Raw genomic sequence first — 23,262 nt, 5'->3', positions numbered from 1 at the left:
GGGGATGGCCATGCACGGCGGACATCATCACCACCACGGCGCGCACTCGCACCACCATGATCATGATCATGATCACGATCACGACCACCATGCAGGTCCCGGCCATAACAGGCAGCGTGACACCGTACAATGGCAGGTGCCGCATCGCCGCGAAAGCAAGGACCTGTCGCCGCCGCACGAGCGTGATCTCGATCTCGTCGAGGCGAGTTTCGTCGAGAACTTCGCCCGGGCGAGTGATCCGACGAGTTTTCTGAGGCTTGCGGGCATTCCCTTCGTCGGCGTCGACGCTTCCGGGAACGCCCTGCATCTGCTTCGTGTCGAGACTGCGGATCGTACGGATATCGGCGCGGTCGTGCCGCTCCTCGGCGGCAACGGCGTACGCTACGACGTGCTGCCCGCGCGCATGACCTCACGCCGCCACGACCTGCGGTTCCTCTATCACGACGGCAAAGCGGTCGTCCGGCTTTCTTTCGCCGAGGCACACAAGCTCGAGGACCGGACCGACGCCTCGCATTTCGACATCGGACCGGCCGAATGAATTCTTCCTTCAGAAAGGCAACTCCATGATTTTCCGGACCATCGCTGCGCTCGCCGCCCTCCTAATCACTCTGCCCGGTCAGGCCCTGGCCCATATCGGCGACCATGTCCGCGGCATCGAAAGCGGCTTTCTCCACCCCTTCTCAGGTCTTGATCACCTGCTCGCCATGGTCGCCGTCGGACTGATTGCCGCGCGGCTTGGCGGCTCGGCGCTCTGGCATTTGCCAGTCGCCTTCATCTCGGCCATGGTCGCGGGCGCAGCCGTTGCCATGATCGGCATGACCGTGCCGCTCGTCGAGGCGGCGATCCTCGCCTCCGTGATCATCTGCGGCGCAGCGCTGATCATAGACGCGAACGTGCCGGTCACTCTGGCCGTTACGGGCACCGCCGCCTTCGCCTTCTTTCATGGCGTGGCCCATGGAGCCGAGGGACCGGCTGCCGCCCCCCTCGGCTATATCCTCGGTTTTATCGGGGGCACGGCGATCCTGCACATGACCGGCATCGCCGCTTACCGTGGGGCTGCCCGGTATGATGTGGCCGCAGCGGCGGCGCTTCGCCTCACTGGCACGGTGATCATGGGCGCCGGTGTCGGGCTCGCCTACGTTGCATAACGCGCGAGGAGATGAATATGCGCCCAATAGCCGATTTGTTGATTTGCTGGCGACAGGTCATCTTCGCGGGTTTGGCTTCCCGCTTCGCTGGTCTGCAAAGCCTGCATCCAGCCTCGCCCCGGCCGACAACCGACGCGCAGGGCGAAGTTGAAAAAAGCACTGCGCAAACGTGATAAAGGCAAGTGCGAAGGCCGCATATGTCGAGGCGGGCTGCGCACCGCCGACTTCCTTGGCCGGTACCGCCGCGACACCTCGCTCGTAGAAAACGCTTCCGCAAGCGCATCCACGCGATATGTTGTCCTGACCAGAGACTCAAACTGCGAGGCCTTTCATGGCGGAGCGACAACAGAGCCACCTCCGAGAACGCATGACGATCCGTGGCGATGTTGATGCGGCCTCATTCGTTCCCTGGATCCGCCGCCATGCAACCAAGCTCGGGCTCTCGCAGGCCGTATCCCATGCCGAGCCGGATCGGATCGAACTTGAGATCGCCGGACCAGCGGATCTGATCGACATGATGGAGATGGGATGCTTGCTCGGCCCCATCGACGTCTGGGTCGAAACGATTGACCGCATACCGATCGACCGCGGAAGCGACTAACGCGCCGCTCGATCATCCACTGCCTTTTATTTCATCAATATTGCCAGTGCAGAATAATTATGCAAACGTGATGACACTGAGCAGCAAGCCGTCCGCGTACACTTTGGATTTGCACCAGTAAAGCATTGGTATCGTTCAGAAAGTTTAATTATGCTATCCGATACGTCGGGCTGGACGCCAGTCGCTCTTTCCGCGGATTTGCCAGCAGGAAGCGTCATGCCGGCACGGACACCCGCCGGCCCGATTGCCCTCTGGCGGAGTCAATCCGGGCATGCGGCGGCCTCGGCGGACCGCTGCCCGCATCGCGGTATGCGCCTGTCTCACGGCTTCGTTCGTGGCGAGGCTCTGTCCTGCATCTATCACGGCTGGAGTTATGCCCGGACCGGAAACTGTCTGCGCATCCCGGCCCATCCAGCTCTCACGCCGCCGGAAACGATCCGCGTAGAAACGCATGAGGTCAAAGAGTCCGGCGGGGTCATATGGGTGGCGGTCGGAGAACCCACAAAACAGCCGCCGCGACTCGAAGGCCTTGCTCCGTTGCGTTCGCTGACGGCGCATGCCAGCATCGCCGTGCTTGAGGCTGTGGCGGGCGCAAAGGCCGGTCCTGAGGGGCTTGCCTGGCAGGTGGCGCCGAATTCGCGAGAGATCCGGCTGCTGCTTGCCTCGCAGGAGGACGACCAAACACTGATCCATGTTCTGCTGGACGACAAAAGCAGTGCGTCCCAGCGCGTCGCGGCCTCCCGTGCCACCGAGAGCTTGCGACGGACGGCCGAATATCTTCAGGCGAAAGGCATCGCGTCATGACCGAGGACGCCATGATCGACGAGTGGTATCCCGTCGGCCTCTTCAGCCAGATCGAGGATGGATGGAAAACGGCCCTGATGGGAGAGCCGATCGAGGTGGCAATCGCCCCCGGGGCCGAAGTCAAGGTAACATCTGAAGATGGGCGAACGCTCCCCGTTCGCGTCCGCTACGGTCACGTCTGGTCGTCGCTCGGCAAACCGCGGAAAGACCTTTTTGCGATTCCCGAAGCTGACCAGCCCGGGCGACGATTTGTCGAAGTCGGCGTGGTCCGGGTCCGCTGCTCACCGCTCCGCGCAGTGGAGAACTTCCTCGACATCGCGCATTTCCCTTTCGTGCACACCGATATCCTTGGCGCCGAGCCGCATACGGAGGTGCAGGACTACAAGGTCGAAATTCGCCAGGATGAGGACGAGGTCTGGGCAACCCAGGTGAAATTCTATCAGCCGCAAGCGGCGAAATCGGCAACCGGCGGCATCACCACCGAATACATGTACCGTGTGCCGGCACCGACTTGTTCCGTCCTTTACAAGACGTGCCCGCCTCGACCCGGAGAATGGGACGTCATCGCCCTCTTCGTCCAGCCGCTAGCCGAAGACCTGTGCGACGTTTGGCCCTGGATGGCTCTTTTCGACGATGTCACGCCGATGACCGACCTCATCCACTTCCAGCAGACCATCTTCCTGCAGGACCGGTCGATTCTCGAAAACCAGATCCCCCGGCTCCTGCCTCTCGACCCAGGGATGGAAATCCCCACGAGAGCCGACTTGACGTCGGTCGCCTACCGGCGCTGGCTGAAACGCCACAACTACAGATATGGCGCACAGCTGGTGGCACAATGAAGCTCTACGATTACGTCCTTTCGCCCAGCTGCTACAAGGTGCGCCTGATGGCAGCACTCATCGGCGTGAAGCTGGAAATCCGGCCGGTGGACTTCCATCCCGGCGCCGAGCATCGCGGCCCTGAGCTCATGGCGCTCAATCCGGCGGGTTCCATCCCGATCCTTGAAGAGGGCGATCTCATCCTTACCGAATCCGCCGCCATGCTCGTCTACCTAGCCGCACAGGCGGGGCCGGAATGGCTCGGCAACGGCTCACCGGAGGAAAGCGCGCGCGTCCAGCAGTGGCTTTCGTTCTCGCACCGTCTGACGGCGAGCCTTGGAGGAGCGCGGCTTCATGAAATGCTGCTGCGTCCGCGGGACATCGCCAAACTTCAAGCGCAGGGCATTGCGGCGCTTCGCGAGCTCGAGGCTGGCCTGGTCGAGCAGGGCCTGCGCGGCATGCGGTTCCTCGCGACTGATCGGCCGACCGTTGCCGATATCGCCTGCTTTCCCTACGTCGCACTCGCGCCCGACGGTGGTGTTCCGCTCGATCCTTATCCCGCCATCAGGCTCTGGTCCCGCGCAATCCGCGGCATCGAACACTTCATCGAGATGCCTGGCATTCACCGGCTGCATGAGCTCAAGCCTGAACCTTATGTCGAGCAGGGGGAGGAGTAGTTGGGCGGCCATTTGCTACGGAACTGTGCGTCGGTCATCGCGGACGAGGGCAACGGCCCGACCGTCTACCGCAACGTCGATTTGCTGACGAATGGTCCTGCGATAGTTGCAATCCGCGAAGACCTTCAAAAGGAAGAATTGCCAGCCGGGACGATCACGCACGACGCCACCGGCTGGTTCGTATATCCCGGCCTCGTCAACACGCATCACCACTTCTTCCAGTGCTTCGTGCGCAACCGCGCGGATCTCGATTGGACGAAGCTGTCGGTCATCGAATGGCTTGACCGTATCTATCCGATCTTCTCGCGGCTGACCGAGGACTGCTTCTATCATGCCTCGCTGACAGCAATGGCCGAGTTGATCAAACACGGCTGCACGACGGCGTTCGACCATCAGTATTGCTTCCCCCGGCACGCCGGCAAACGGCTGATCGACCGGCAATTCGAAGCTGCCGATCTTTTCGGCATGCGGTTTCATGCAGGCCGCGGCGGCAACACGCTGCCGAAGTCCGAAGGCTCGACCATCCCGGACGCCATGCTGGAAACGACCGACGAATTCATCGCCGATTGCGCGCGGCTGATCGACACCTATCACAATGCCAGCCCTTTCAGCATGCGGCAGGTCGTGGTCGCGCCCTGCCAGCCGGTCAACTGCTACCGCGAGACCTTCGTGGAGTCGGCGGCGCTGGCGCGCGATCGCGGCGTGCAGTTGCACACGCATGTGGGCGAAGGCGAGAGCCCGGTCATCGAGGCGCGACACGGCATGCGGACGGTGGACTACTGCGCCGAGCTCGGTTTTGCCGGCCCCGATACCTTCTACGCCCATTGCTGGGAACTGACCCACCACGAACTTCAAACGATGGCAGCAAGTGGCACGGGTGTTTCTCACTGCCCCGAACCGGTCTACCTCGTCGGCGCCGAGGTGACGGATATTCCTGCCATGTCGGCCTTCGGTCTCCGGGTGGGTCTCGGCTGCGACGGAGCTGCCTCGAACGACAATTCAAACCTGATGCATTGCGTGCACTCCGCCTACATGCTGCAGTGCCTGACGGCGTCGAGGCGCGCGCATCCCGTTCCGCCCCCGGTCGATTTCCTCGGCTATGCCACGGCTGGCGGTGCTGCCCTCCTCGGCCGCCGCGACATCGGCCGGCTTGCCCCCGGCATGGCCGCCGACCTTTTCGCGATCGATACGCGACGCATGGACTACGTCGGCACACGGCACGATCCATTGAGCCTGATCGCCAAGGTGGGCGTCGGCATGCCGACCGACATGACGATGATCAACGGCCGCATCGTCTGGGCGAAGGGCGAGTTCATCGGTCTCGATGAGGCGCGGCTCTTCACCGAGGCCGGGGCTGCTCTCGCGGCAGTGGAATTCTGAGACACAAAACAGGGGAACCGACATGCTGACAAATCTCACCCGCAGGACATTAATGAAGGGAATCGCCGCCACCGGCCTCGCCGGCGCGCTCGGCAGCCGAGCCGCCTTTGCCGCCGACGAACCGCTCGGAATCACCCTTGTGATCCCCTCGCCGGTCGGCGACGTCGGCTGGGGCCGCGCGCTTGCCGCGGGCCTCGAGCCGGTCAAGGCCGCCTATGGCGACAAGGTGAAGGTCACCGTCATCGAGAACATCGCCGAAGGGCCGGACGCCGACCGGATCATGAACAAGACAGTTGCAGACGGAAACAAGTTCCTGATCGCCGGCTCCTTCGGCTATCAGAACGGCGCACTGCAGATCGCCCGTCGCGATCCTAGCGTCACCGTGCTGCATGCGTCCGGCTTCCAGGTGGCGCCGAACTTCTCGCCCTTCGCGGCGAAATACTTCCAGGGGACCTACCTGCTCGGCATGGCGGCCGCGGCGCTCTCCAAGACCGGCAAACTTGGCTCGGTCTCCGCCTTTGCGATTCCAGAGCTGATCACCTCCGTCAACGCCTTCACGCTCGGTGCGCAAGCTGTGAGACCCGATATCGAGGTGGCGGTCGTCTGGGTGAACTCGTGGTTCGATCCGGCCAAGGAGCAGGAGGCCGCCAAGGCTCTGATGGCCCAGAAATGCGACGTGATCTTTTCCAACGCGCAGGACACGCCTTCCGTCATCTCGGCCTGTGAGGAGGCCGGCATCTACGCGTTCAATCTCAACTCTTCCATGAAGAGCTACGCTCCGAAGACCTATCTCGGCTGTGTCGCGACGGACTGGTCGCCGTTCTTCAAGGCCTCGGTTGACGCCCACATTGCGGGCACCTTCGAAGGTGCAAATGCCTTCCTCGGCGTCACCGATGAAGTCGTAAAGGTCGTTGATTGGAGCACGGACGTACCAGCTGAGGTCATGACGAAAATCAAGGAAATCGAAACGAAGATCGCCGACGGCAGCTTCTCGCCCTTCGCCGGGCCGATCGCCAAGGCCGACGGCAGCGAAGGCGTCGCCTCCGGTGCAACGCTCAGTGATGGCGAGATCGTCGCGATGGACTGGCACGTGAAAGGTGTCACCACGCCTCTGCCGAAGTGAGCCATGACCTCCCCGCTCCTGTCGCTTCGCGGCATTTCCAAGAGCTACGGCCAGATCCATGCCAATCAGGGCATCGACTTGGACGTAGCCCCACAGTCGATCCATGCGGTGCTCGGTGAAAACGGGGCGGGCAAATCGACGCTGATGAAGCTGGTCTACGGCGTCGAGCAGCCGGACCAGGGAAGCATCGTCTGGGACGGAGAACCCTTGAACCTTGCCTCGCCCGCGGAGGCGAGGCGCAAGGGCATCAGCATGGTCTTCCAGCACTTCTCGCTCTTTGAAACGCTGACGGTCGTGGAGAATATTCGACTGGTGGTGCCCGGCCGGAAAGCCGATCTCACAGAACGCATCCGGGCGCTTGGGCGTGACTTCGGCCTCGAAGTCGATCCGCTCGCCCCTGTGCACGCGCTTTCGGTCGGCGAGCGGCAGCGGGTGGAGATCATCCGATGCCTGATGACCAAGCCGAGGCTCTTGATCCTCGACGAACCAACCTCAGTCCTGCCGCCGCAGTCGGTCGACAAGCTCTTCGACACCTTGCGGCGGCTGCGCGACGGCGGCGTTTCCATCCTGTTCATTTCCCACAAGCTGGAGGAAATTCGGGCCATCTGCGATAAGGCGACCATCCTGCGCGACGGTCGCGTCACGGGACATATAGACCCACGCGAACACGATGCCCATGACCTTGCCCGCCTGATGATCGGCCGCGACATGCCGGAGTCGATGCCGGCCGTATCGCAGTCTGGAAGGGAAAAGCGGCTGGAGATCATCGGCCTCGACCATCGGCCGGAAGACCCCTTTGCCGTGGCGCTCTCCGGGATCAGCCTCACGGTGCGTGCCGGCGAGATCCTCGGAATAGCGGGGATTTCGGGCAACGGACAAAGCGGGCTTGCCGCGCTGATATCCGGCGAAACGGTGCTGCCGCGGGAAAAGCGCGACCGGATCCACATGATGGGAAAGGACGTGGGCACGCTCGGTGCCGCCGCCCGCCGGAAGCTTGGATTTGCCTTCGTGCCCGAGGACCGACTTGGACGGGGCGCCGTGCCCGAAATGTCGCTCGTCCTCAACAGCCTGCTGACGGCACATCCGCTCGGCCTTCTCAGGTACGGTCTCGTCGACAAGGCGAGGGCGAAGGCGTTTACCAACGAGTGCATCCGTCAATACGATGTCCGCACGCCCGGCCCGGAGACGGAAGCGGGCGCGCTTTCCGGGGGCAATCTGCAGAAATTTATCGTCGGCCGCGAGATTATGCTCTCTCCGAAACTGCTCTTCGTGGCGCAGCCGACCTGGGGCGTCGACGTCGGTGCCGCGTCCGCCATCCGCAGGCGGCTTGTCGCGCTGCGCAATGAGGGCATGGCCATCCTCGTCATTTCGGAAGAACTCGAGGAGCTTTTCGAACTCTGCGATTCCATCCAGGTGCTGCACCACGGCACACTAAGCCCGCCGCTCGAGACACGGGACACGCGACCCGAGGATATAGGACGACACATGATCGGCGCACATACTGCTGCAGCCCCCAAGGTCCTGGCATGAGCGCTTTCTCCGCGGCCTTCCTTCCCACTCTCGTCCGCCGCGAGCGCGCCTCGCTTGCCGCGACACTGCTTGCGCCTCCCGTCGCCCTGGCCGTGGCGACCGTACTCAATATCGGGCTCTACGTCCTGATGGGCCGCGATCCCGTCGCCGTCGTCTATGCCATGCTTTTCGAGCCGTTCCTGTCCTCGGCGTCCTTCTCGGAGGTGCTGCTTAAGACGGGCCCCCTCCTCCTCATCGCACAGGGGCTCGCGATCGGCTTTCGCGCGAAGGTCTTCAACATCGGCGCCGAGGGCCAGTTCATCCTGGGCGCGATTTTCGCCTCGGCCATTCCCATCTGGTTTCCGCAGGCGACAGGCCAGTGGATCTGGCCGATGATGCTGTTGCTGGGTGTCCTCGGCGGCGCCCTCTGGGCATCCATCACGGCCATCTGGCGCGTGAGGCTCAATGCAAACGAAATCCTCGTATCCCTGATGCTGAGCCTCGTTGCCGCGCAGCTTCTCAACTACCTGCTCCTCGGCCCCTGGAAGGATCCCAACGGCTTCAATTTCCCCCAGTCGGTGATGTTCCAGTATGATGCAATGGTGCCGGTTCTGATCGCAGGCACCCGTGTCAACGTCTCGCTTCCCCTGACACTCGCCCTGTCGATTGCGGCATGGCTCTTCATGCAGAAGAGCTTCCTCGGCTACAAGCTCCAGGTTGGCGGCCTTGCGCCGCGTGCCGCCGGCTACGCCGGATTCAGCGAAGGCTGGGCGATCTGGCTTTCCCTTCTCATCGGCGGCGGCGCCGCCGGCCTCGCTGGTGCAGCCGAGGTTGCCGGTCCCCTCGGCCAGTTGCAGCGCTCGATCTCGACTGGTTATGGTTATGCAGCCATTATCGTTGCCTATCTCGGCGGCTTGCATCCGATCGGCATCATTGCTTCCGCCCTGTTCATGGCGGCCCTCTACATCGGGGGGGATAATGCCATGGTGTCGGCAAATCTGCCGATCGCCGCGGTCCGCGTCTTTCAGGGCAGCCTGCTGCTCGCCTATCTCATCGCAATCGCCTTCGTGCGATACCGTCTCGAATGGCACCGTCCCGTCTACCGGAGCCAGCCATGAACGCCATCGAGTTCATTCTCGCCGGAATGCTCGCGGCTGCGACACCGTTTCTGCTTGCTGCTCTCGGAGAGCTGGTCGTCGAGCGGGCCGGGGTTCTCAACCTCGGCGTCGAGGGCTTGATGGCGTTCGGCGCAGTGCTCGCCTTCATTGTCGTCTATCATGGCGGGGGGCACCTCCTGGGTTTCGTCGCCGCAGGTCTTGGCAGTGCCGTCCTCTCTCTCGTTTTTGCTCTCATCGCGCTCGGATTTCGCGCGAACCAGGTGGCGACAGGCCTTGCCATAGGTATCCTCGGCCAGGGTCTCTCGGCGCTGTTCGGGAAGACCTATGAAAGCCTTACGGTCAAGGGGCTTCCCAGGCTTGCATTGCCATGGCTTTCGGAATTCCCGCTGGTCGGCCGCCTGTTCACTCAGGACATTGTCGTCTGGCTGTCCCTTGCCGCGACCCTCGCCATCTGGGTGATGTTTGCCTACACGAAGGTCGGCCTCGTCCTCCGCGCGACCGGCGAGAACCCGAAAGCGGCTCACGCCATCGGCTATTCGGTCACTGCCATACGCTTCGCCGCCGTTGCCTTTGGCGGAACGATGGCGGGCTTTGCCGGAGCCTATGCGGCCGTTGTCTACACGCCTCTTTGGGCCGACGGGATGATTGCCGGGCGCGGCTGGATCGCAATTGCACTCGTCGTCTTCGGGACATGGCTCACCGGCCGGATCTTCCTGGGGGCATGCCTGTTCGGGGCCGTATCGCTCATGGGCCTCGCAGCCCAGGCGACCGGACTCGATGTTCCATCACAAGTGCTTGCGAGCCTGCCCTATCTCGTCACGATCATCGTACTCGGCATCATTTCGGCAGACCGGCGCCTGCTGAAGTTGAACGGCGTCGCATCGCTCGGCGAACCGTTCGAACGCTAGAGGTGACGTGAGGCGAGCTCTGATCGCCTCCGAGAAGCAGGCGTCCACCGGCAATGAACGAAGTGGCTCCTCAAATGACATTTCCGTCTTGCTCACTTACAATATCCTCAGGCCGCCGCTCACGACCGATACAGGCAAGTATCGACATCCAAATTCCGCGAGATTCCGGACACGTCGCTCGCTGCCGCATTTTTAGTCAGTCGCGCCGCTTGACAAAACTTTAGACACAATAAAAATTCTACCAATTGGTAAAAAAGGGGAACAGCATCCATGACGAGAGATCTGATGATGAGCCGGCGCAATGTGCTTGCGTCGGGCTTGGCGCTAGGCGTGAGCGCTTTCGCGCCGGCCGTCCGCGCCAGCGCGCCGATAAAGGTGGCTGGTATCCACGCCTCCCCGGTCGAGAACGCCTGGAACTCGGTCTTGCATAAGGCACTGCAGGATGCGGCCGCCGAAGGCGTGATCGAATATGTCTTCTCCGAGGGCGTTTCGGGCACGGACTATCCCCGCGCGATGCGCGAATATGCCGAACAGGGCGCAAAACTCATCATCGGTGAAGCCTATGCCGTCGAGAAACAGGCCCGCGAAGTGGCCGTCGACTATCCGGAGACCTCCTTCGTCCTCGGTTCGAGCGGCAAGGAATCCGGCGACAACTTCGGCGTTTTCGGCACTTGGAACCATGACGGCGCCTATCTGGCCGGCATGCTCGCCGGCAAGATGACGAAGTCGAACGTCGTCGGCTCCGTCGGCGCCATGCCCATCCCCGAAGTCAACATGCTGATCAATGCCTTCGCCGCAGGCGTGAAGGCCGTCAATCCGAACGCCAAGCACCTTGTCACCTTCATTGGCACCTTCTTCGACCCCCCGAAGGCGCGCGAAGCCGGCCTCGCCCAGATTGACGCCGGCGCCGACATCCTCTTCGGCGAGCGCATCGGCACGGCTGACGCGGCCAAGGAACGCAACATCAAGTCCGTGGGCTCGCTGATCGACTACACGCCGCGCTATCCCGATACGGTCTTCGCCAATGCTCTGTGGGGCTTCCGCCCAATCCTCAGCGCCGCGATCGCCGACGTGGCCGCCGGCAAGCCGGTCGGCAAGGACTACACCGCCTTCGGCCTACTCAGGGAAGGCGGCAGTGACGTGGCCTATGTGAAGGGCGTAGCCCCGGCGGAGGCCGAGTCGGCCATGGAAGCCAAACGTGCCGAGATCAAATCCGGCGCCTTCGAGGTTCCGCGCATCACGGACGAGCCGAAGTAACCGGCTTGACGATGGCCGGCGATGCAACCTCTCTGGCAAAGGCGATCCGAGAGGGCCGCCTCACCGCTGGCGAAGCCATGGAAGCATCCCTGGCTGCGGCCGGCCGGTGGGCAAAAATAGGCGCTATCGCCCATCTCGACCCAACGCTCGGACGGGCGGCGGCGGAAGATGCCGACATACGCCTGCGCCAGGCGCCTAGCGGCAGGCAAATTGCGCCGTTTCTCGGTGTTCCGAGTCTCGCCAAGGACCTCGGCGGTCCCTTCGCCGGGCTTCCGGTTGCCGCCGGCTCGAACCTGCTCGATCGCAGTCCTGCCGTGGCGGATGACAGCGCGCTGGCGGCCCGGTTTCGTGCCGCCGGTCTTTGCTTCTTCGGGCTGACCACGGTTCCGGAAATGGGCTTGGCGCTGGCAAGCGAGCCGGCGACAGGCCCCGTCTGCCGCAATCCCCTTGATGCCGCCCGAACGCCTGGCGGTTCCTCCGGCGGGGCCGCGGCCGCCGTTGCGGCCGGCATCGTGGCGATCGCCCATGCGACCGACGCCGGCGGATCGATTCGCGTGCCCGCGGCCTGCTGCGGCCTCTTCGGTCTTAAGGCCACTCGCGGTGCCATACCGGCGGGGCCGTCCTTCGGTAATCATCTCGGCGGCATTGCCAGCGAACTGGCGCTATGCCGCTCCGCCCGCGATCTTGCAGAAATCTTCGACGCCGCGGCCGGGCACGCCCGGGGACCGTTTGCCGATCCTTCGCTTGCGCCCGCCCCGTCCGGCCCCCTGCGTGTCGGCCTTCTCGCCGAGACCGGCGAGGACTACCCGACCGATCCGGCACGCAGCGAGGCCGTCGAAGCGGCTGCCCGCGTGCTTGAGGCGGAAGGCCACAGCGTCGTCTCGATGCATTGGCGCGCCTTTGCCGCAGCCGTCGGCGCGAGCGGCCAAGCGCTGCGTGACATCATCGCCGTCAACCTTGCCAGTTTCGTCAGCTCCGCTGGTCTCGATGCCGGGCGTGCCGAACGGCTGACGCACGCTTTCGTCAGCCATGGATCGCGGCTCGAGGCGACCGCCCTTTGGGCCACGCTCGAGGCCGCCGTCCATGCAAGCCATGCGATCTGGTGCCTCTTCGGCCAGGTGGACTGCATCTTGGCTCCGATGCTTGCGTCGGCACCCCTGCCGATCGGCGCCTTCCCCTTCGACCACGACGACATCGACCTGCAGATTCGGCGCATGACGGCCTTTGCGCCGCTTGCCGCGCTCGCCAACGTCACCGGTTTTCCGGCGCTCACACTTCCCTTCGGCGTTGATCGCGATGGATTGCCGCTGCCGGTGCAGATCATGGCGCCGATGGGGGGCGATCGCCTCCTCCTCAGCCTTGCGGCACGTCTCGAAAGGCAAGGCCGCTGGCAGCATCGCTTTGCCGTCGCGGGACTTTTGCAATGACCAACGCCGTTCTCGACATCTCGGGCGTCAGCAAGCGCTTCGGCGACAATCTGGCCAATGACGACATCTCGTTGAGCCTTGGAAGGGGTGAGATCGTCGCCCTCCTCGGGGAAAACGGCGCCGGCAAAACCACACTGATGAGCATCCTGTTCGGCCATTATGTGCCGGACAGTGGCAAAGTGCTGATCGACGGACAGGAATTGCCACCCGGCAAGCCGCGCGCTGCGATCCGCGCCGGCATCGGCATGGTTCACCAGCATTTCTCGCTCGCCGCCAACCTGACGGTGCTGGAAAACGTCATGGCCGGCACAGAACGCCTATGGCGCCTTCGATCCGACACGGACGCGGCGCGACAGAAGCTTGAGGGCATCAGCACGCGGTTCGGCCTGATCGTGGACCCGGACGCGCGCCTTGGCGACCTCTCGGTCGGCGAACAGCAACGCGTCGAGATCCTGAAGGCACTCTACAATGATGCGCGCATCCTGGTGCTCGACGAGCCGACGGCTGTACTGACCAATCTGGAGGCCGAGCGGCTTTTCCGCACGCTGAAGGGCATGGCGCGCGAGGGCCTTTCGTTGATCTTCATCTCGCACAAGCTCGACGAGGTCATGGCCGCCGCCGACAGGATCATCGTGTTGCGCGGCGGCCGCAAGGTCGCCGAGCGTCTGGCGAAGGAGACGAACAAGGCCGAGCTTGCCGAACTGATGATCGGCCGCAAGGTCGCCCGGCCGGTGCGCGAGCCGTCGACGCCCGGGGATGTCGTGCTCAGGGTCACTGACGTCAGCGTCAGTATCAACGGAGTGGAGCGGTTGAAATCGATCAATTTCAGCCTACGCGCCGGCGAGATCCTCGGCGTCATCGGTGTATCCGGCAACGGCCAGGCGACACTGGCGCATCTGCTGTCAGGTACGGTCCGGCGCGACACGGGCGACCTCGTTTTGTTCGGCGAGCCTGTCGGCGACCTGTCGGTGCAAGACGCAGTCCAGGCAGGGATCGGCCGCATTCCGGAAGACCGCAACAAGGACGGTGTGATCGGCGAAATGGCCATATGGGAGAACGCGGTGCTCGAGCGCCTTCCATGGTTTTCGCGCCATGGTCTCGTCGACAGGTCGGCAGGCCAGGCATTCGCCCGCAAGATCATCGATGCCTTCGATGTGCGCGGAGGCAAGCCTTCGACGCGCACCCGCGTGCTTTCGGGCGGCAACATGCAGAAGCTCATCCTCGGCCGCAATCTGATCGACCGCCCGCGCATCCTGCTGGCGGCGCAGCCGGCGCGAGGTCTCGACGAGGGGGCGGTCGCCACGGTGCACGACCGCCTGATCCAAGCAAGACGCGACGGGACCGCGGTGCTCTTGGTCTCCGAGGACCTGGAGGAAGTGATGGCGCTCGCCGACCGCATTCACGCCATCGTTAGCGGCCGGCTTTCGCCTGCAGTCGCGGCGGACAAGGTCAACGCCACGAAACTCGGTCTGATGATGGCCGGCGAATGGAGCGAGGAGCACGAGATTTCCCATGCGCTTTGAACGACGCGAACATCGTTCGGTCGCACTGGTGATCGCGACGCCCGTCCTTGCCGTTCTCTGTGCGCTGGCTCTGTCGGGCGTCCTCATCGCCATTGCCGGCGCGCCCGTCATGGAAGCCTATTGGCGCATTTTCGTCGGCGCTTTCGGGTCACGGCTTTCGGCGACCGAGACCCTGACGCGCGCGACTCCGCTCATTCTGACCGGCCTCGCCGCGGCCGTCGCGTTCCGGGCGCGGCTCTGGAACATCGGCGGTGAGGGTCAGTTCTATCTCGGTGCGATCGCGGTCGCCGCAGCCAGTTCGCATCTCCTCGGCGGCCTTGCCCCGGCCGTGCAGATTCCATTGCTCTTGGTCGTGGCTGCGGCGGCTGGCATTGTGTTGCTGCTCGTGCCGCTGTGGCTGCGGCTGCGTTTTTCCGTCGACGAAGTGGTGACCACGCTTCTCCTCAATTTCGTCGCAGTGCTCTTCGTCTCCATGCTGATCGACGGCGTGCTGAAGGACCCGATGGCTTTCGGCTGGCCGCAGTCCCAACCGGTCGCCGACGCCGCCATCCTGCCGAAGCTTCTCGCCCGATCCCGCCTGCATATCGGCCTTGTGATCGCGCTCGTACTCGCCGCCGCCGTCCACCTCCTGCAGTCGCGCACTGTATTCGGCATGCAGTCGCGTGCAGCCGGTCTCAATCCTACCGGGGCGGTCTTCGCGGGCGTACCGCTCGGCCGGACCCTGGTGAAGGTGGCCTGCATTTCGGGCGGGCTCGCCGGACTTGCCGGGGCTCTCGAGGTCATGGGCGTACAAGGCTACGTGACGAAGGATCTCTCGCCGGGCTACGGCTACTCCGGCATTGTCGTCGCCATGCTCGCCAATCTTCATCCGCTAGGCGTGGTGCTGGCAGCCCTCTTCACTGCGATCATGTTCGTGGGGGCCGACGGGATGAGCCGCAGCATGGGTATCCCCTCCTATATAGCCGATGTCACGGTGGCGCTGTCGCTTATCAGCATGCTGGTCGGTGTCTTCTTCACCCAGTACAGGATTCGCCGATGAACGTCGTGATCGACATCTTCGCTTCCGCAGGTCTCTGGGCTGCCGTCTTGCGCATCGCCACGCCGCTGGTCCTCGGCACGCTTGGCGCGCTCTTGTGTGAGCGCTCGGGCGTCCTCAATCTCGGCATAGAGGGCATCATGACCTTCGGCGCGATGATCGGCTGGCTCGCCGTCTATAATGGCGCCGATCTGTGGACCGGCCTGCTGGTCGCGGCCCTCTCCGGCGGAGTCTTCGGCCTGCTGCATGCGGCGCTGACCGTCACACTCGGTCTGTCTCAGCATGTTTCCGGCCTCGGCGTCACGCTTTTCGCTTCGAGCTTCAGCTATTACGTCTTCCGGCTGCTGGTGCCGGTGGCAGGCACGCCGCCCACGATCGATCCGTTCCAGCCGATTGTCGTGCCGGCGCTTTCCTCTCTCCCATTCATCGGTCCGGCGCTCTTCACGCAGACGCCGCCGACCTATGTGGCGATCATGCTCGCGCTGGTGCTCGGCTACGTGCTCTTCCGCACCCCGCTTGGGCTGGCAATCCGTATGACGGGGGAAAATCCGCATGCCGCCGAGTCACAGGGGATCAACCCGATGATGATGCGCTACGGCGCCGTCATCGGCGGCAGCGCGCTAATGGGTGTCGCCGGCGCCTTCCTGACGCTGTCGGCCTTCAACAGCTTCTTCCCGACGATGGTGCAAGGACGCGGCTGGATCTGCATCGCGCTCGTCGTTTTCGCCTCCTGGCGACCGGGACGCGCTCTGATCGGCGCGTTGCTGTTCGCGTTGTTCGACGGCTTTCAACTTCGCCTACAGACGGTGCTGAACGGAGTTGTCCCGTACCAGATCTTCCTGATGATCCCCTATCTATTGTCGATCGCGGCGCTGGCACTGATGGCGCGGCGCGCCCGCGTCCCGCAGGCCCTGATGCAACCCTACCGGCGCGGCGAGCGCTGAGCGAAACCCCGGAAAGCCTCACCCATGTTCGACCTGATCATCCGCAATGCGAATCTTCCGGAGGGCCGCGAAAGCTTCGATATCGGCATAGCCGGCGGCAAGATCGCAGCCATCGAGAAATCCATCGCCGCGACCGCCGGCGAGACGATCGACGCGACCGGCCGGCTCGTCAGCCCGCCCTTCTGCGATCCGCATTTCCATATGGACGCAACGCTATCGCTCGGCATACCGCGGATGAACGTCTCTGGGACGCTGCTTGAGGGTATCGCGCTCTGGGGCGAGTTGCGCCCGCTACTGACGAAGGAAGCTCTCATCGAACGGGCCCTGCGCTATTGCGACCTCGCCGTCACCCAGGGCCTTCTCTACATTCGCAGCCATGTGGACACCTCCGATCCGCGCCTGGTTACGGCCGAAGCGCTGCTCGAGGTCAAGGAAAAGGTCGCTCCCTACATCGAGCTGCAGCTCGTCGCCTTCCCCCAGGACGGCTATTACCGCGCGCCGGACGGCGTCGCCTCGCTCGAGCGTGCGCTCGACATGGGCGTCGGCATCGTCGGCGGCATTCCGCATTTCGAGCGGACAATGGAAGACGGCGCCCGCTCAGTCGAGGCGCTGTGCCGGATCGCCGCCGACCGTGGCGTGCCGGTCGACATGCACTGTGACGAAACCGACGATCCGATGTCGCGCCACATCGAAACGCTGGCGGCCCAGACGGTACGTTTCGGCCTCAAGGGACGCGTGGCAGGTTCGCATCTCACCTCAATGCATTCCATGGACAATTACTACGTCTCGAAGCTCATCCCGCTAATGGCCGAGGCGGAGATCAACGTGATCCCCAATCCGCTGATCAACATCATGCTGCAGGGCCGGCATGACACCTATCCGAAACGCCGCGGCATGACGCGGGTTCGGGAGCTCATGGCGGCCGGCCTCAACGTCTCCTTCGGGCATGACTGCGTCATGGATCCTTGGTACTCGATGGGCTCGGGTGACATGCTGGAGGTCGCCCATATGGCAATCCATGTCGCGCAGATGGCCGGCGTCGAAGATAAGCGCAAGATCTTCGACGCGATCACCGTCAATTCAGCGAAGACCATGGGGCTCGCGGGCTACGGCCTCCACGTCGGCTGCAAGGCAGATCTCGTCGTGCTGCAGGCGGGCGACGTCACCGAGGCGTTGAGGCTGAAGCCGAACCGCCTATTCGTCATAAAGGCGGGCAAGGTCATTGCCAGGACTGCGCCGCGCGTCGGGGAGCTTTTCCTCGCCGGGCGCCCCGTCTCGGTCGAGATGGCGCGCGATTATGTTCCCCAGGTGCAGCAGCGCTGACCGGAACCGATCCAGATAGTTCGCGAAGCCGTTGCGGACACCACCAAGCTTATCGACATCGGCTATGTGAATCGTAAGCATCCGGCGAACTTGAGCGGGATCGCCGTACACCTTGCCTCGCGTCTACTCGATTACGCCGGGCCAGGAGACGTCATCGTCTCCGGCACAGTGAAGGACTTCGTCGTCGGCTCCGGTGTCGCGTTCAAGGGCTGAAGCGATCCTGCGTGACGTCCCCGGAAGTTGGGAGATTTGCGCCGCCACGGCGGCGGGGTAGACGCGACCCTCGCTTCGGCAGTGAGGATGCAAATGCCGGTTCTTCGCCCCTTTGCGAACGTCAAAGGTCGACCCCAGGCGGTCATTCGCGGCGCAGGCCCCGAATTTCCGGTGTTTCCCGATTAGTGGGCACTTCTTATTCCTCTCAGCAGGTCAGGATCGGAAACAGCCTTGGAGCCGTCGGAATACTGAACTTGCCCGAACGGTCCTTCAACCACAGTCGGAGGTGAATGCCGGATGGGGCGCCGTGGCAGTGGCGCAGGTCCTTTAATCCATTATGCGACGTGGCGATGCAGCGCCGGAGGGAGATTTCAGGAGGCTTGCGTTCGCCGGCCTGCGTCCTCTCCCCGGGCTGACAGAGACCGCTCTTCCGCCGCGAGCAACTGGCCTGCCATGCGTTTGGCCTGCCGCGCAGGCTCGGCGATGCGGGTCATCTGTGCGACGGCCATCGCGCCCTCGTGCAGCAGGTTGATCTCGGTCGCGATCCGCTTCGGCTCCGCAAACCGCGCCGCATGGGCGAGTTCCTCAAAATAGGCGATTACCAGGCGCTTGTGCATCACTGCAGCGCGGAACACGGCATTGACCGTGTCCTTATGCTCCCCCGCAGCGCTCACGAAGATGCAGCCGCGGAACTGCTTGTCGCGGACCGTAGTTTCGAGGAAATCGAACGTCACCAGAAGGCGCTCGACCGGATCGCTCGCATGCTGCTCGACGAAGGCACGCATAGCATTGCGGTCCTCCTCGTCGCGCCGTTCAAGCGCGGCCAGGATCAGGTCTTCCTTGGTTTCGAAGTGCCGGTAAAGCGTCGTCTTGGCCACCCCCGCCTCGGCGATGATCAGGTCGACACCCGTCGCGTGATAGCCGTGCTGGTTGAACAGCCGCAGTGCGGTTTCGAGCAGGTGGTCCCGGATTTCCGAACGGCGCATTATCGTCCTCGCAATACGTAACAGATCTGTATCTTTGCTTAGCGGTCACGGGAGGCAAATACAAGGGCTTTCTGCGGCGTTCCCTGCAGCGAGCACCTCCTTCGGCTCACGGCAACCCCGAGGAACAAGAGTTCCCCAAGGAACAAGCCCGGGATCCTTTCAGAACTCGCCCTTGCAAAACGATACAGATCCGTATACTTCTTCCGTCATTCGATACTGATCGGTATCGTTTAATCCGCATCAGCCGGGCGGATCGCCCACCGCGGACAACCCAAGGAGAAGACAATGCCTCATGTTCCTGACCGCAGCGCCGCGTCCCATCCGCGCGCGCAGGCTCGCGCCGTTTCCCTCGATCTGGCCGAGCACCACGGCCGGACCGTCAGTGCGGCCGGGCTCTATATATCGCTGGTCGTGATCTATGGCTGGTTCGGCGGTATGAAGTTCACCGCTTATGAAGCGGAAGGGCTGATCGGCCTGGTCGGCAACAGTCCGTTGTTGAGCTGGACCTATTCGCTCTTCAGCGTAAGGGACTTCTCAAGCCTTCTCGGCTTCCTCGAACTCGGCATCGGCGCCCTGATCGCGGCACGGCTCGTCAACCCGGTTTACTCGCTCGTCGGCGGTTTGCTCTCGGCCGGGCTGTTCGCGACCACGCTCAGCTTCATGGTGACGACCCCGGGAGTTACCGTGCCGGAGCTCGGCTTTCCGGCGATTTCGGTCGCTGCCGGTCAGTTCCTGCTCAAGGACATCGGCCTGCTCGCCCTCTCCCTCTGGATTGCCGTCGACTCGCTTGCGGCGCTCCGCTCAACCAAGGCCTGACCAAAAAGAGGGCGACGCCCCGCCTCCGCCCGCATCCCGAAATTGCAGTGAAAGAAAACACCATTCCCAGATCGGCCTTGCCGGTCGGTTCAACGAAAGGAACGTCCCATGTATTTGACCTATGTTCTGTCTAAGATCCGCGCCCATCAGCGCTATCGCCGGACCCTTCGCGCGTTCACGCAATTGAACGATCACTTGCTTGAGGATGTCGGCATTACCCGCAACGAAATCGAGGTAGTCGCGCGCCGGCAATACGACCAATGAACCCCGAGACTGCGTCACGGCTGATCTCGGACCGTTGCGCAGAAGGAGATCACCTCATGAACACGCATCACGCCAGGGTCCTGATCATCGGGGCCGGACCGGCCGGCTATACCGCCGCCATCTACGCTGCCCGGGCCAACCTGAAACCGCTCCTTGTGACCGGACTGCAGGCGGGCGGCCAGCTCACCATCACGACGGATGTCGAGAACTACCCCGGCTTTGCCGAACCCGTTCAAGGCCCGTGGCTCATGGAGCAGATGCGGCAGCAGGCGGAGAATGTCGGCACCGAGGTGGTGTACGATATCATCACCTCCGTCGATCTCTCCGAGCGCCCGTTCCGTCTCAAGGGCGACTCCGGCGACACGTACATCGCCGATGCACTGATCATCGCGACGGGAGCCCAGGCCCGCTGGCTTGGTCTTCCCTCTGAGAAGACATTCAATGGTTTCGGCGTCTCGGCTTGCGCGACCTGTGACGGCTTTTTCTACCGAAACAAGGAAGTGGTCGTTGTCGGCGGCGGTAACACAGCTGTGCAGGAAGCGCTCTACCTGTCGAACCTTGCCTCCAAGGTCACGGTCGTTCATCGCCGCGATGATTTCCGCGCGGAGTCGATCCTGCAGGACCGTCTCCTAGCGAAGCCGAATGTCGAAGTCGTCTGGAACCACGTCATCGACGAGGTCATTGGCGAGCACGAGCCGAGGAAGTCGGTGACCGGCGTTCGGATCCGCAACGTGAAGACGGGCGACGTGACGGAGCTGTCCACGCACGGCCTTTTCGTCGCGATCGGACACGATCCTGCAACCGCGTTGTTTCGCGGCCAGCTCGACATGGATGCGGACGGCTACATCAAGGTCGGCTCGTGGTCGACGAAAACAACCGTCCCCGGGGTGCTGGCCGCCGGCGATGTCATCGACCCGATATTCCGTCAGGCGATCAGCGCCGCCGGCATGGGTTGCATGGCGGCCCTTGAAGCCGAGAAGTTTCTGGCCGAGCAGTCGCCAGATCCAGTCCGGATCGAGGCGCGTGAAAGGGAGATGGTTGGAGCCTAAGGTCGGCGACGAGAGGAGACTCCGGCCGCAGTGCTCGATGGTGTTGGATCGCCCCTGCTCCTACATAGCGATACAGTTTGCGGGCATCCGAACACATTCAAGATACGAGCATGCGTCAGTCTCGCCCAACGGTTCGGACCGAGAGCGAGCCGTGAGTGTCAAGCGAATCGAGGAATTGACCCCTTTGCCGAATTGAAGAACTGACCCCCTCATTGGTTTGCGGTTTCGTTGGATTCGAGCGCCGCTCCGGCCTTCTGCAGAAGGCCGGAGCGGCGCTTTTCACGAAGCCGGTAGCTGTCGCCCCGGATGGTGATCACCGTCGAGTGGTGAAGCAGCCGGTCCAATATTGCCGTAGCGACGACAGGGTCCCCAAAAACACTTCCCCATTCGCCGACGGAACGATTTGAGGTGATCAGGATCGAGCCCTTCTCGTAGCGCCGGGACACCAGTTGGAAGAACAGGTGGGCGGCATTGGCCTCGAAGGGCAAGTAACCCAGCTCGTCGATGATCAACAATTTCGGCCGCGACAGGATCGTCAACTGTTTGTCGAGCGAACCGTCGTTGTGAGCCTTCGCCAGCATCGCCACCAACGTGGCCGCCGTGACGAACTGGACGTTGTAATTCTGGCGGATGGCCTCGCGGCCGAGGCCCACAGCCAGATGCGTCTTGCCTGTACCGGGCGGTCCAAGGAAGAGTACGGTGTCACCGTGAGCGATCCAGCGGCAGGTCGCAAGCTCCCTGATCTGCCCCTGATCCAGCGAGGGCTGCGCCTCGAAGTCGAAGCCGTCCAATTCGCGCACGAACGGGAACTGCGCCAGCTTGCTCGACATTGATATCCGCCGCTCGTCGCGCCGAGCAATCTCGCGCGACACAAGGAAAGCCAGCGCCTCGCGCAAGGTCATCTTCGAACGAGCCGCCTCGTCCAGCAGCGTGTCGAGCTGGTCGCGGATCGCCGTCAGCTTCAGCCGATCGAGCGTTGCAATCAGCACGTCATGATCCACGTTCGTCATCACCAGCCTCCTCCGACAACCGCCTCGTATTCCGCAAGCGGGCGCAACAGGGTGGGAGGGGGGAGCTCGATGGGTGCGGCGGCTCGCACCAGACCCTCGGCGCCGGCAACACCGACAAAATGCGCCCGGTCCACGATCCGTTGTCGTCGTCCATCGCACAGGGCATGATCGGCCACCACCTGGCCCGCATGCCGGATGATGACGCGACCCGCCAACACCACGACCTGAACACTCTCGCCGATCAGGCGCCAGGGCACCGAGTAGCTGTTGGTGTCGAGGTCGATCGCGCAATCGGCTTGAACCTTGCGAACCAGATCCCGCAATTGCCCGAAGGGTGCCCGTCCGGCCAGCGGGCGCAACTCCCTGGCTTCGTCGGCAAAGCGTTCCGCCGGTTTGACACCGGTGGTGCCGTGTTCACGCTGGTCGGCAACTTCGCGTGTCCATCGATCCAGATGCGCTTCAAACTCGGCCCAGCTCTCGAAGCGGCGCCCGGCGATCGCGTTCTTTTTGACGTAGCCGACCCCGCGCTCGTCCTTGCCTTTCGTTCTCGCCCGATACGGTGCGCAGGCCCGCGGCGTGAAGCCCCAGTAACGGGCAAAAGCATGCAGTCGCGCGTTGAATCTTACCTCCCGCGTCACCGCATCATGATGCTCGACCAGGGCCTTCGCATTGTCGATCAGCACTTCCGCCGGAACCCCGCCGAACCGCAGGAAAGCGCCTTCCATGCCTTCAAACCAGTCTGCCTGGCGCTCCCTGAGTGACGCGCGAGCATGCATCCGCCGCGAATAACCCAGCGTCCCCACGAACAGGTGAATCCGAACCCGCTCGTCGCCGATCCACACCTTCGTGTCACCGAAGTCGATCTGCATCTGATGGCCCGGCGCCGTCTCGAAGCGGACCGTCGCCCGCTTCTGTGCCTTTAGCTCTCGCCGCCACTGCCGTACGCGAAGCTCCACAGAACGCAGACCGATGACAATTCCGTGCTCGCTCGCCAACTCTTGGCGGATTACATCCGCATTACCGTCATGCCGGAAAAAGCGCTCGCGAAGCCAATCATCAAGCCCGTCGAACGCACTGCGCCGGGCAGGCTGTTTAAACGGTGCAGCTCCGCCCTCTCGAAGATATCGGCGAACCGTATTCCGCGCGCATCCAAATTCCCTCGATAAACGTTTGCTACCCCAACCAAGCTCGTGCAGCCGCAGCATTGCCACCACCTCATCAGCCTGAAGCATGTCCCCGCCCTGCATCGTTCGCGACAATGCAGGATGCGATAAAATCGCGCTCGTCATCCATCACTCCTCGTTTTGACACGAGGGGTCAGTTCTTCG

General features: G+C 63.2%; 24 protein-coding genes. 21 read left to right on the top strand and 3 right to left on the bottom strand.

The window, feature by feature from the left end:
* Positions 1-10 precede the first annotated feature (10 nt).
* The 18 genes from AC4P1R_RS25980 to AC4P1R_RS25895 all read left to right on the top strand — a co-directional run bounded on the left by AC4P1R_RS25980 (position 11) and on the right by AC4P1R_RS25895 (position 17,809).
* On the top strand, positions 11-538 hold the full coding sequence (locus AC4P1R_RS25980; protein WP_492178278.1) for a hypothetical protein: 528 nt from the start codon (positions 11-13) through the stop codon (positions 536-538).
* Between the two features lie 25 nt (positions 539-563).
* Entirely contained in the window at positions 564-1,148 is a 585-nt protein-coding gene (locus tag AC4P1R_RS25975; protein ID WP_492178277.1) for a HupE/UreJ family protein, read from the top strand.
* Positions 1,149-1,479: 331 nt separating this feature from the next.
* Positions 1,480-1,749: an acylphosphatase gene (locus AC4P1R_RS25970; RefSeq protein WP_492178276.1), complete on the top strand. Its 270-nt coding sequence runs from the start codon at positions 1,480-1,482 to the stop codon at positions 1,747-1,749.
* Positions 1,750-1,899: 150 nt separating this feature from the next.
* Positions 1,900-2,553, top strand: coding sequence for a Rieske 2Fe-2S domain-containing protein (locus AC4P1R_RS25965; protein WP_492178275.1), 654 nt, complete (start codon positions 1,900-1,902; stop codon positions 2,551-2,553).
* Positions 2,550-3,392, top strand: coding sequence for an aromatic ring-hydroxylating oxygenase subunit alpha (locus AC4P1R_RS25960; protein WP_151613272.1), 843 nt, complete (start codon positions 2,550-2,552; stop codon positions 3,390-3,392). Before AC4P1R_RS25965 ends, AC4P1R_RS25960 begins: the two co-directional genes overlap by 4 nt.
* A complete protein-coding gene (locus AC4P1R_RS25955; protein WP_492178274.1) occupies positions 3,389-4,048 on the top strand; it encodes a glutathione S-transferase family protein in 660 nt (219 codons plus the stop codon). Before AC4P1R_RS25960 ends, AC4P1R_RS25955 begins: the two co-directional genes overlap by 4 nt.
* Positions 4,049-5,428 (top strand): amidohydrolase, encoded by a 1,380-nt coding sequence (locus AC4P1R_RS25950; protein ID WP_492178273.1) that lies wholly within the window; start codon positions 4,049-4,051, stop codon positions 5,426-5,428.
* Positions 5,429-5,453: 25 nt separating this feature from the next.
* Positions 5,454-6,551 (top strand): BMP family ABC transporter substrate-binding protein, encoded by a 1,098-nt coding sequence (locus AC4P1R_RS25945; protein ID WP_492178856.1) that lies wholly within the window; start codon positions 5,454-5,456, stop codon positions 6,549-6,551.
* 3 nt (positions 6,552-6,554) lie between these two features.
* On the top strand, positions 6,555-8,081 hold the full coding sequence (locus tag AC4P1R_RS25940) for an ABC transporter ATP-binding protein (RefSeq protein ID WP_273361605.1): 1,527 nt from the start codon (positions 6,555-6,557) through the stop codon (positions 8,079-8,081).
* Positions 8,078-9,178 carry an ABC transporter permease gene (locus AC4P1R_RS25935; protein WP_492178272.1) on the top strand — a complete coding sequence of 367 codons (1,101 nt, stop codon included), beginning with the start codon at positions 8,078-8,080 and terminating at the stop codon, positions 9,176-9,178. The genes AC4P1R_RS25940 and AC4P1R_RS25935 overlap by 4 nt, the downstream gene beginning before the upstream one ends.
* A complete protein-coding gene (locus AC4P1R_RS25930) occupies positions 9,175-10,086 on the top strand; it encodes an ABC transporter permease (RefSeq protein ID WP_492178271.1) in 912 nt (303 codons plus the stop codon). The genes AC4P1R_RS25935 and AC4P1R_RS25930 overlap by 4 nt, the downstream gene beginning before the upstream one ends.
* Positions 10,087-10,356: 270 nt before the next feature.
* The gene (locus AC4P1R_RS25925) at positions 10,357-11,343 is read left to right on the top strand and encodes a BMP family protein (protein WP_069461287.1); all 987 of its coding nucleotides are present in this window, start codon (positions 10,357-10,359) and stop codon (positions 11,341-11,343) included.
* Positions 11,344-11,354: 11 nt separating this feature from the next.
* Positions 11,355-12,770 (top strand): amidase, encoded by a 1,416-nt coding sequence (locus tag AC4P1R_RS25920; RefSeq protein ID WP_492178270.1) that lies wholly within the window; start codon positions 11,355-11,357, stop codon positions 12,768-12,770.
* A complete protein-coding gene (locus AC4P1R_RS25915) occupies positions 12,767-14,293 on the top strand; it encodes an ABC transporter ATP-binding protein (RefSeq protein ID WP_492178269.1) in 1,527 nt (508 codons plus the stop codon). The genes AC4P1R_RS25920 and AC4P1R_RS25915 overlap by 4 nt, the downstream gene beginning before the upstream one ends.
* Positions 14,283-15,332, top strand: coding sequence for an ABC transporter permease (locus AC4P1R_RS25910; RefSeq protein ID WP_492178268.1), 1,050 nt, complete (start codon positions 14,283-14,285; stop codon positions 15,330-15,332). The genes AC4P1R_RS25915 and AC4P1R_RS25910 overlap by 11 nt, the downstream gene beginning before the upstream one ends.
* Positions 15,329-16,273 carry an ABC transporter permease gene (locus tag AC4P1R_RS25905; protein WP_492178267.1) on the top strand — a complete coding sequence of 315 codons (945 nt, stop codon included), beginning with the start codon at positions 15,329-15,331 and terminating at the stop codon, positions 16,271-16,273. The genes AC4P1R_RS25910 and AC4P1R_RS25905 overlap by 4 nt, the downstream gene beginning before the upstream one ends.
* A gap of 24 nt (positions 16,274-16,297) precedes the next feature.
* A complete protein-coding gene (locus AC4P1R_RS25900; RefSeq protein WP_492178266.1) occupies positions 16,298-17,596 on the top strand; it encodes an amidohydrolase family protein in 1,299 nt (432 codons plus the stop codon).
* 66 nt (positions 17,597-17,662) lie between these two features.
* Positions 17,663-17,809, top strand: a complete 147-nt coding sequence (locus AC4P1R_RS25895) for a hypothetical protein (RefSeq protein WP_192803893.1) — start codon at positions 17,663-17,665, stop codon at positions 17,807-17,809.
* A 371-nt stretch (positions 17,810-18,180) separates the two neighbouring features.
* On the opposite strand, the gene AC4P1R_RS25890 is transcribed toward AC4P1R_RS25895, so the two are convergent.
* Positions 18,181-18,795, bottom strand: a complete 615-nt coding sequence (locus tag AC4P1R_RS25890; RefSeq protein ID WP_492178265.1) for a TetR/AcrR family transcriptional regulator — start codon at positions 18,793-18,795, stop codon at positions 18,181-18,183.
* A gap of 285 nt (positions 18,796-19,080) precedes the next feature.
* On the opposite strand from AC4P1R_RS25890, the gene AC4P1R_RS25885 reads away from it, so the two are divergent.
* From AC4P1R_RS25885 to trxB, 3 genes are all read left to right on the top strand, one after another.
* Complete coding sequence (locus AC4P1R_RS25885) at positions 19,081-19,611, top strand: YkgB family protein (RefSeq protein WP_492178264.1); 531 nt, start codon at positions 19,081-19,083, stop codon at positions 19,609-19,611.
* A gap of 108 nt (positions 19,612-19,719) precedes the next feature.
* Positions 19,720-19,875: a DUF1127 domain-containing protein gene (locus AC4P1R_RS25880; protein WP_151613261.1), complete on the top strand. Its 156-nt coding sequence runs from the start codon at positions 19,720-19,722 to the stop codon at positions 19,873-19,875.
* Between the two features lie 56 nt (positions 19,876-19,931).
* Positions 19,932-20,924 (top strand): thioredoxin-disulfide reductase, encoded by a 993-nt coding sequence (gene trxB, locus AC4P1R_RS25875; RefSeq protein WP_492178263.1) that lies wholly within the window; start codon positions 19,932-19,934, stop codon positions 20,922-20,924.
* A gap of 209 nt (positions 20,925-21,133) precedes the next feature.
* Here the strand turns inward: trxB and istB are convergent, their stop codons facing one another.
* Together istB and istA are read right to left on the bottom strand one after the other, a co-directional pair.
* Positions 21,134-21,934 (bottom strand): IS21-like element ISSme2 family helper ATPase IstB, encoded by an 801-nt coding sequence (gene istB, locus AC4P1R_RS25870; protein ID WP_225111138.1) that lies wholly within the window; start codon positions 21,932-21,934, stop codon positions 21,134-21,136.
* Positions 21,934-23,223, bottom strand: a complete 1,290-nt coding sequence (gene istA / locus AC4P1R_RS25865) for an IS21-like element ISSme2 family transposase (protein ID WP_492178262.1) — start codon at positions 23,221-23,223, stop codon at positions 21,934-21,936. Before istA ends, istB begins: the two co-directional genes overlap by 1 nt.
* Between the last annotated feature and the right edge of the window lie 39 nt (positions 23,224-23,262).

This window comes from Sinorhizobium sp. Y406 (assembly GCF_058732025.1).
Note: the sequence above shows the minus strand (reverse complement) of the source record. Positions and strands in the feature narration are given on the sequence as shown.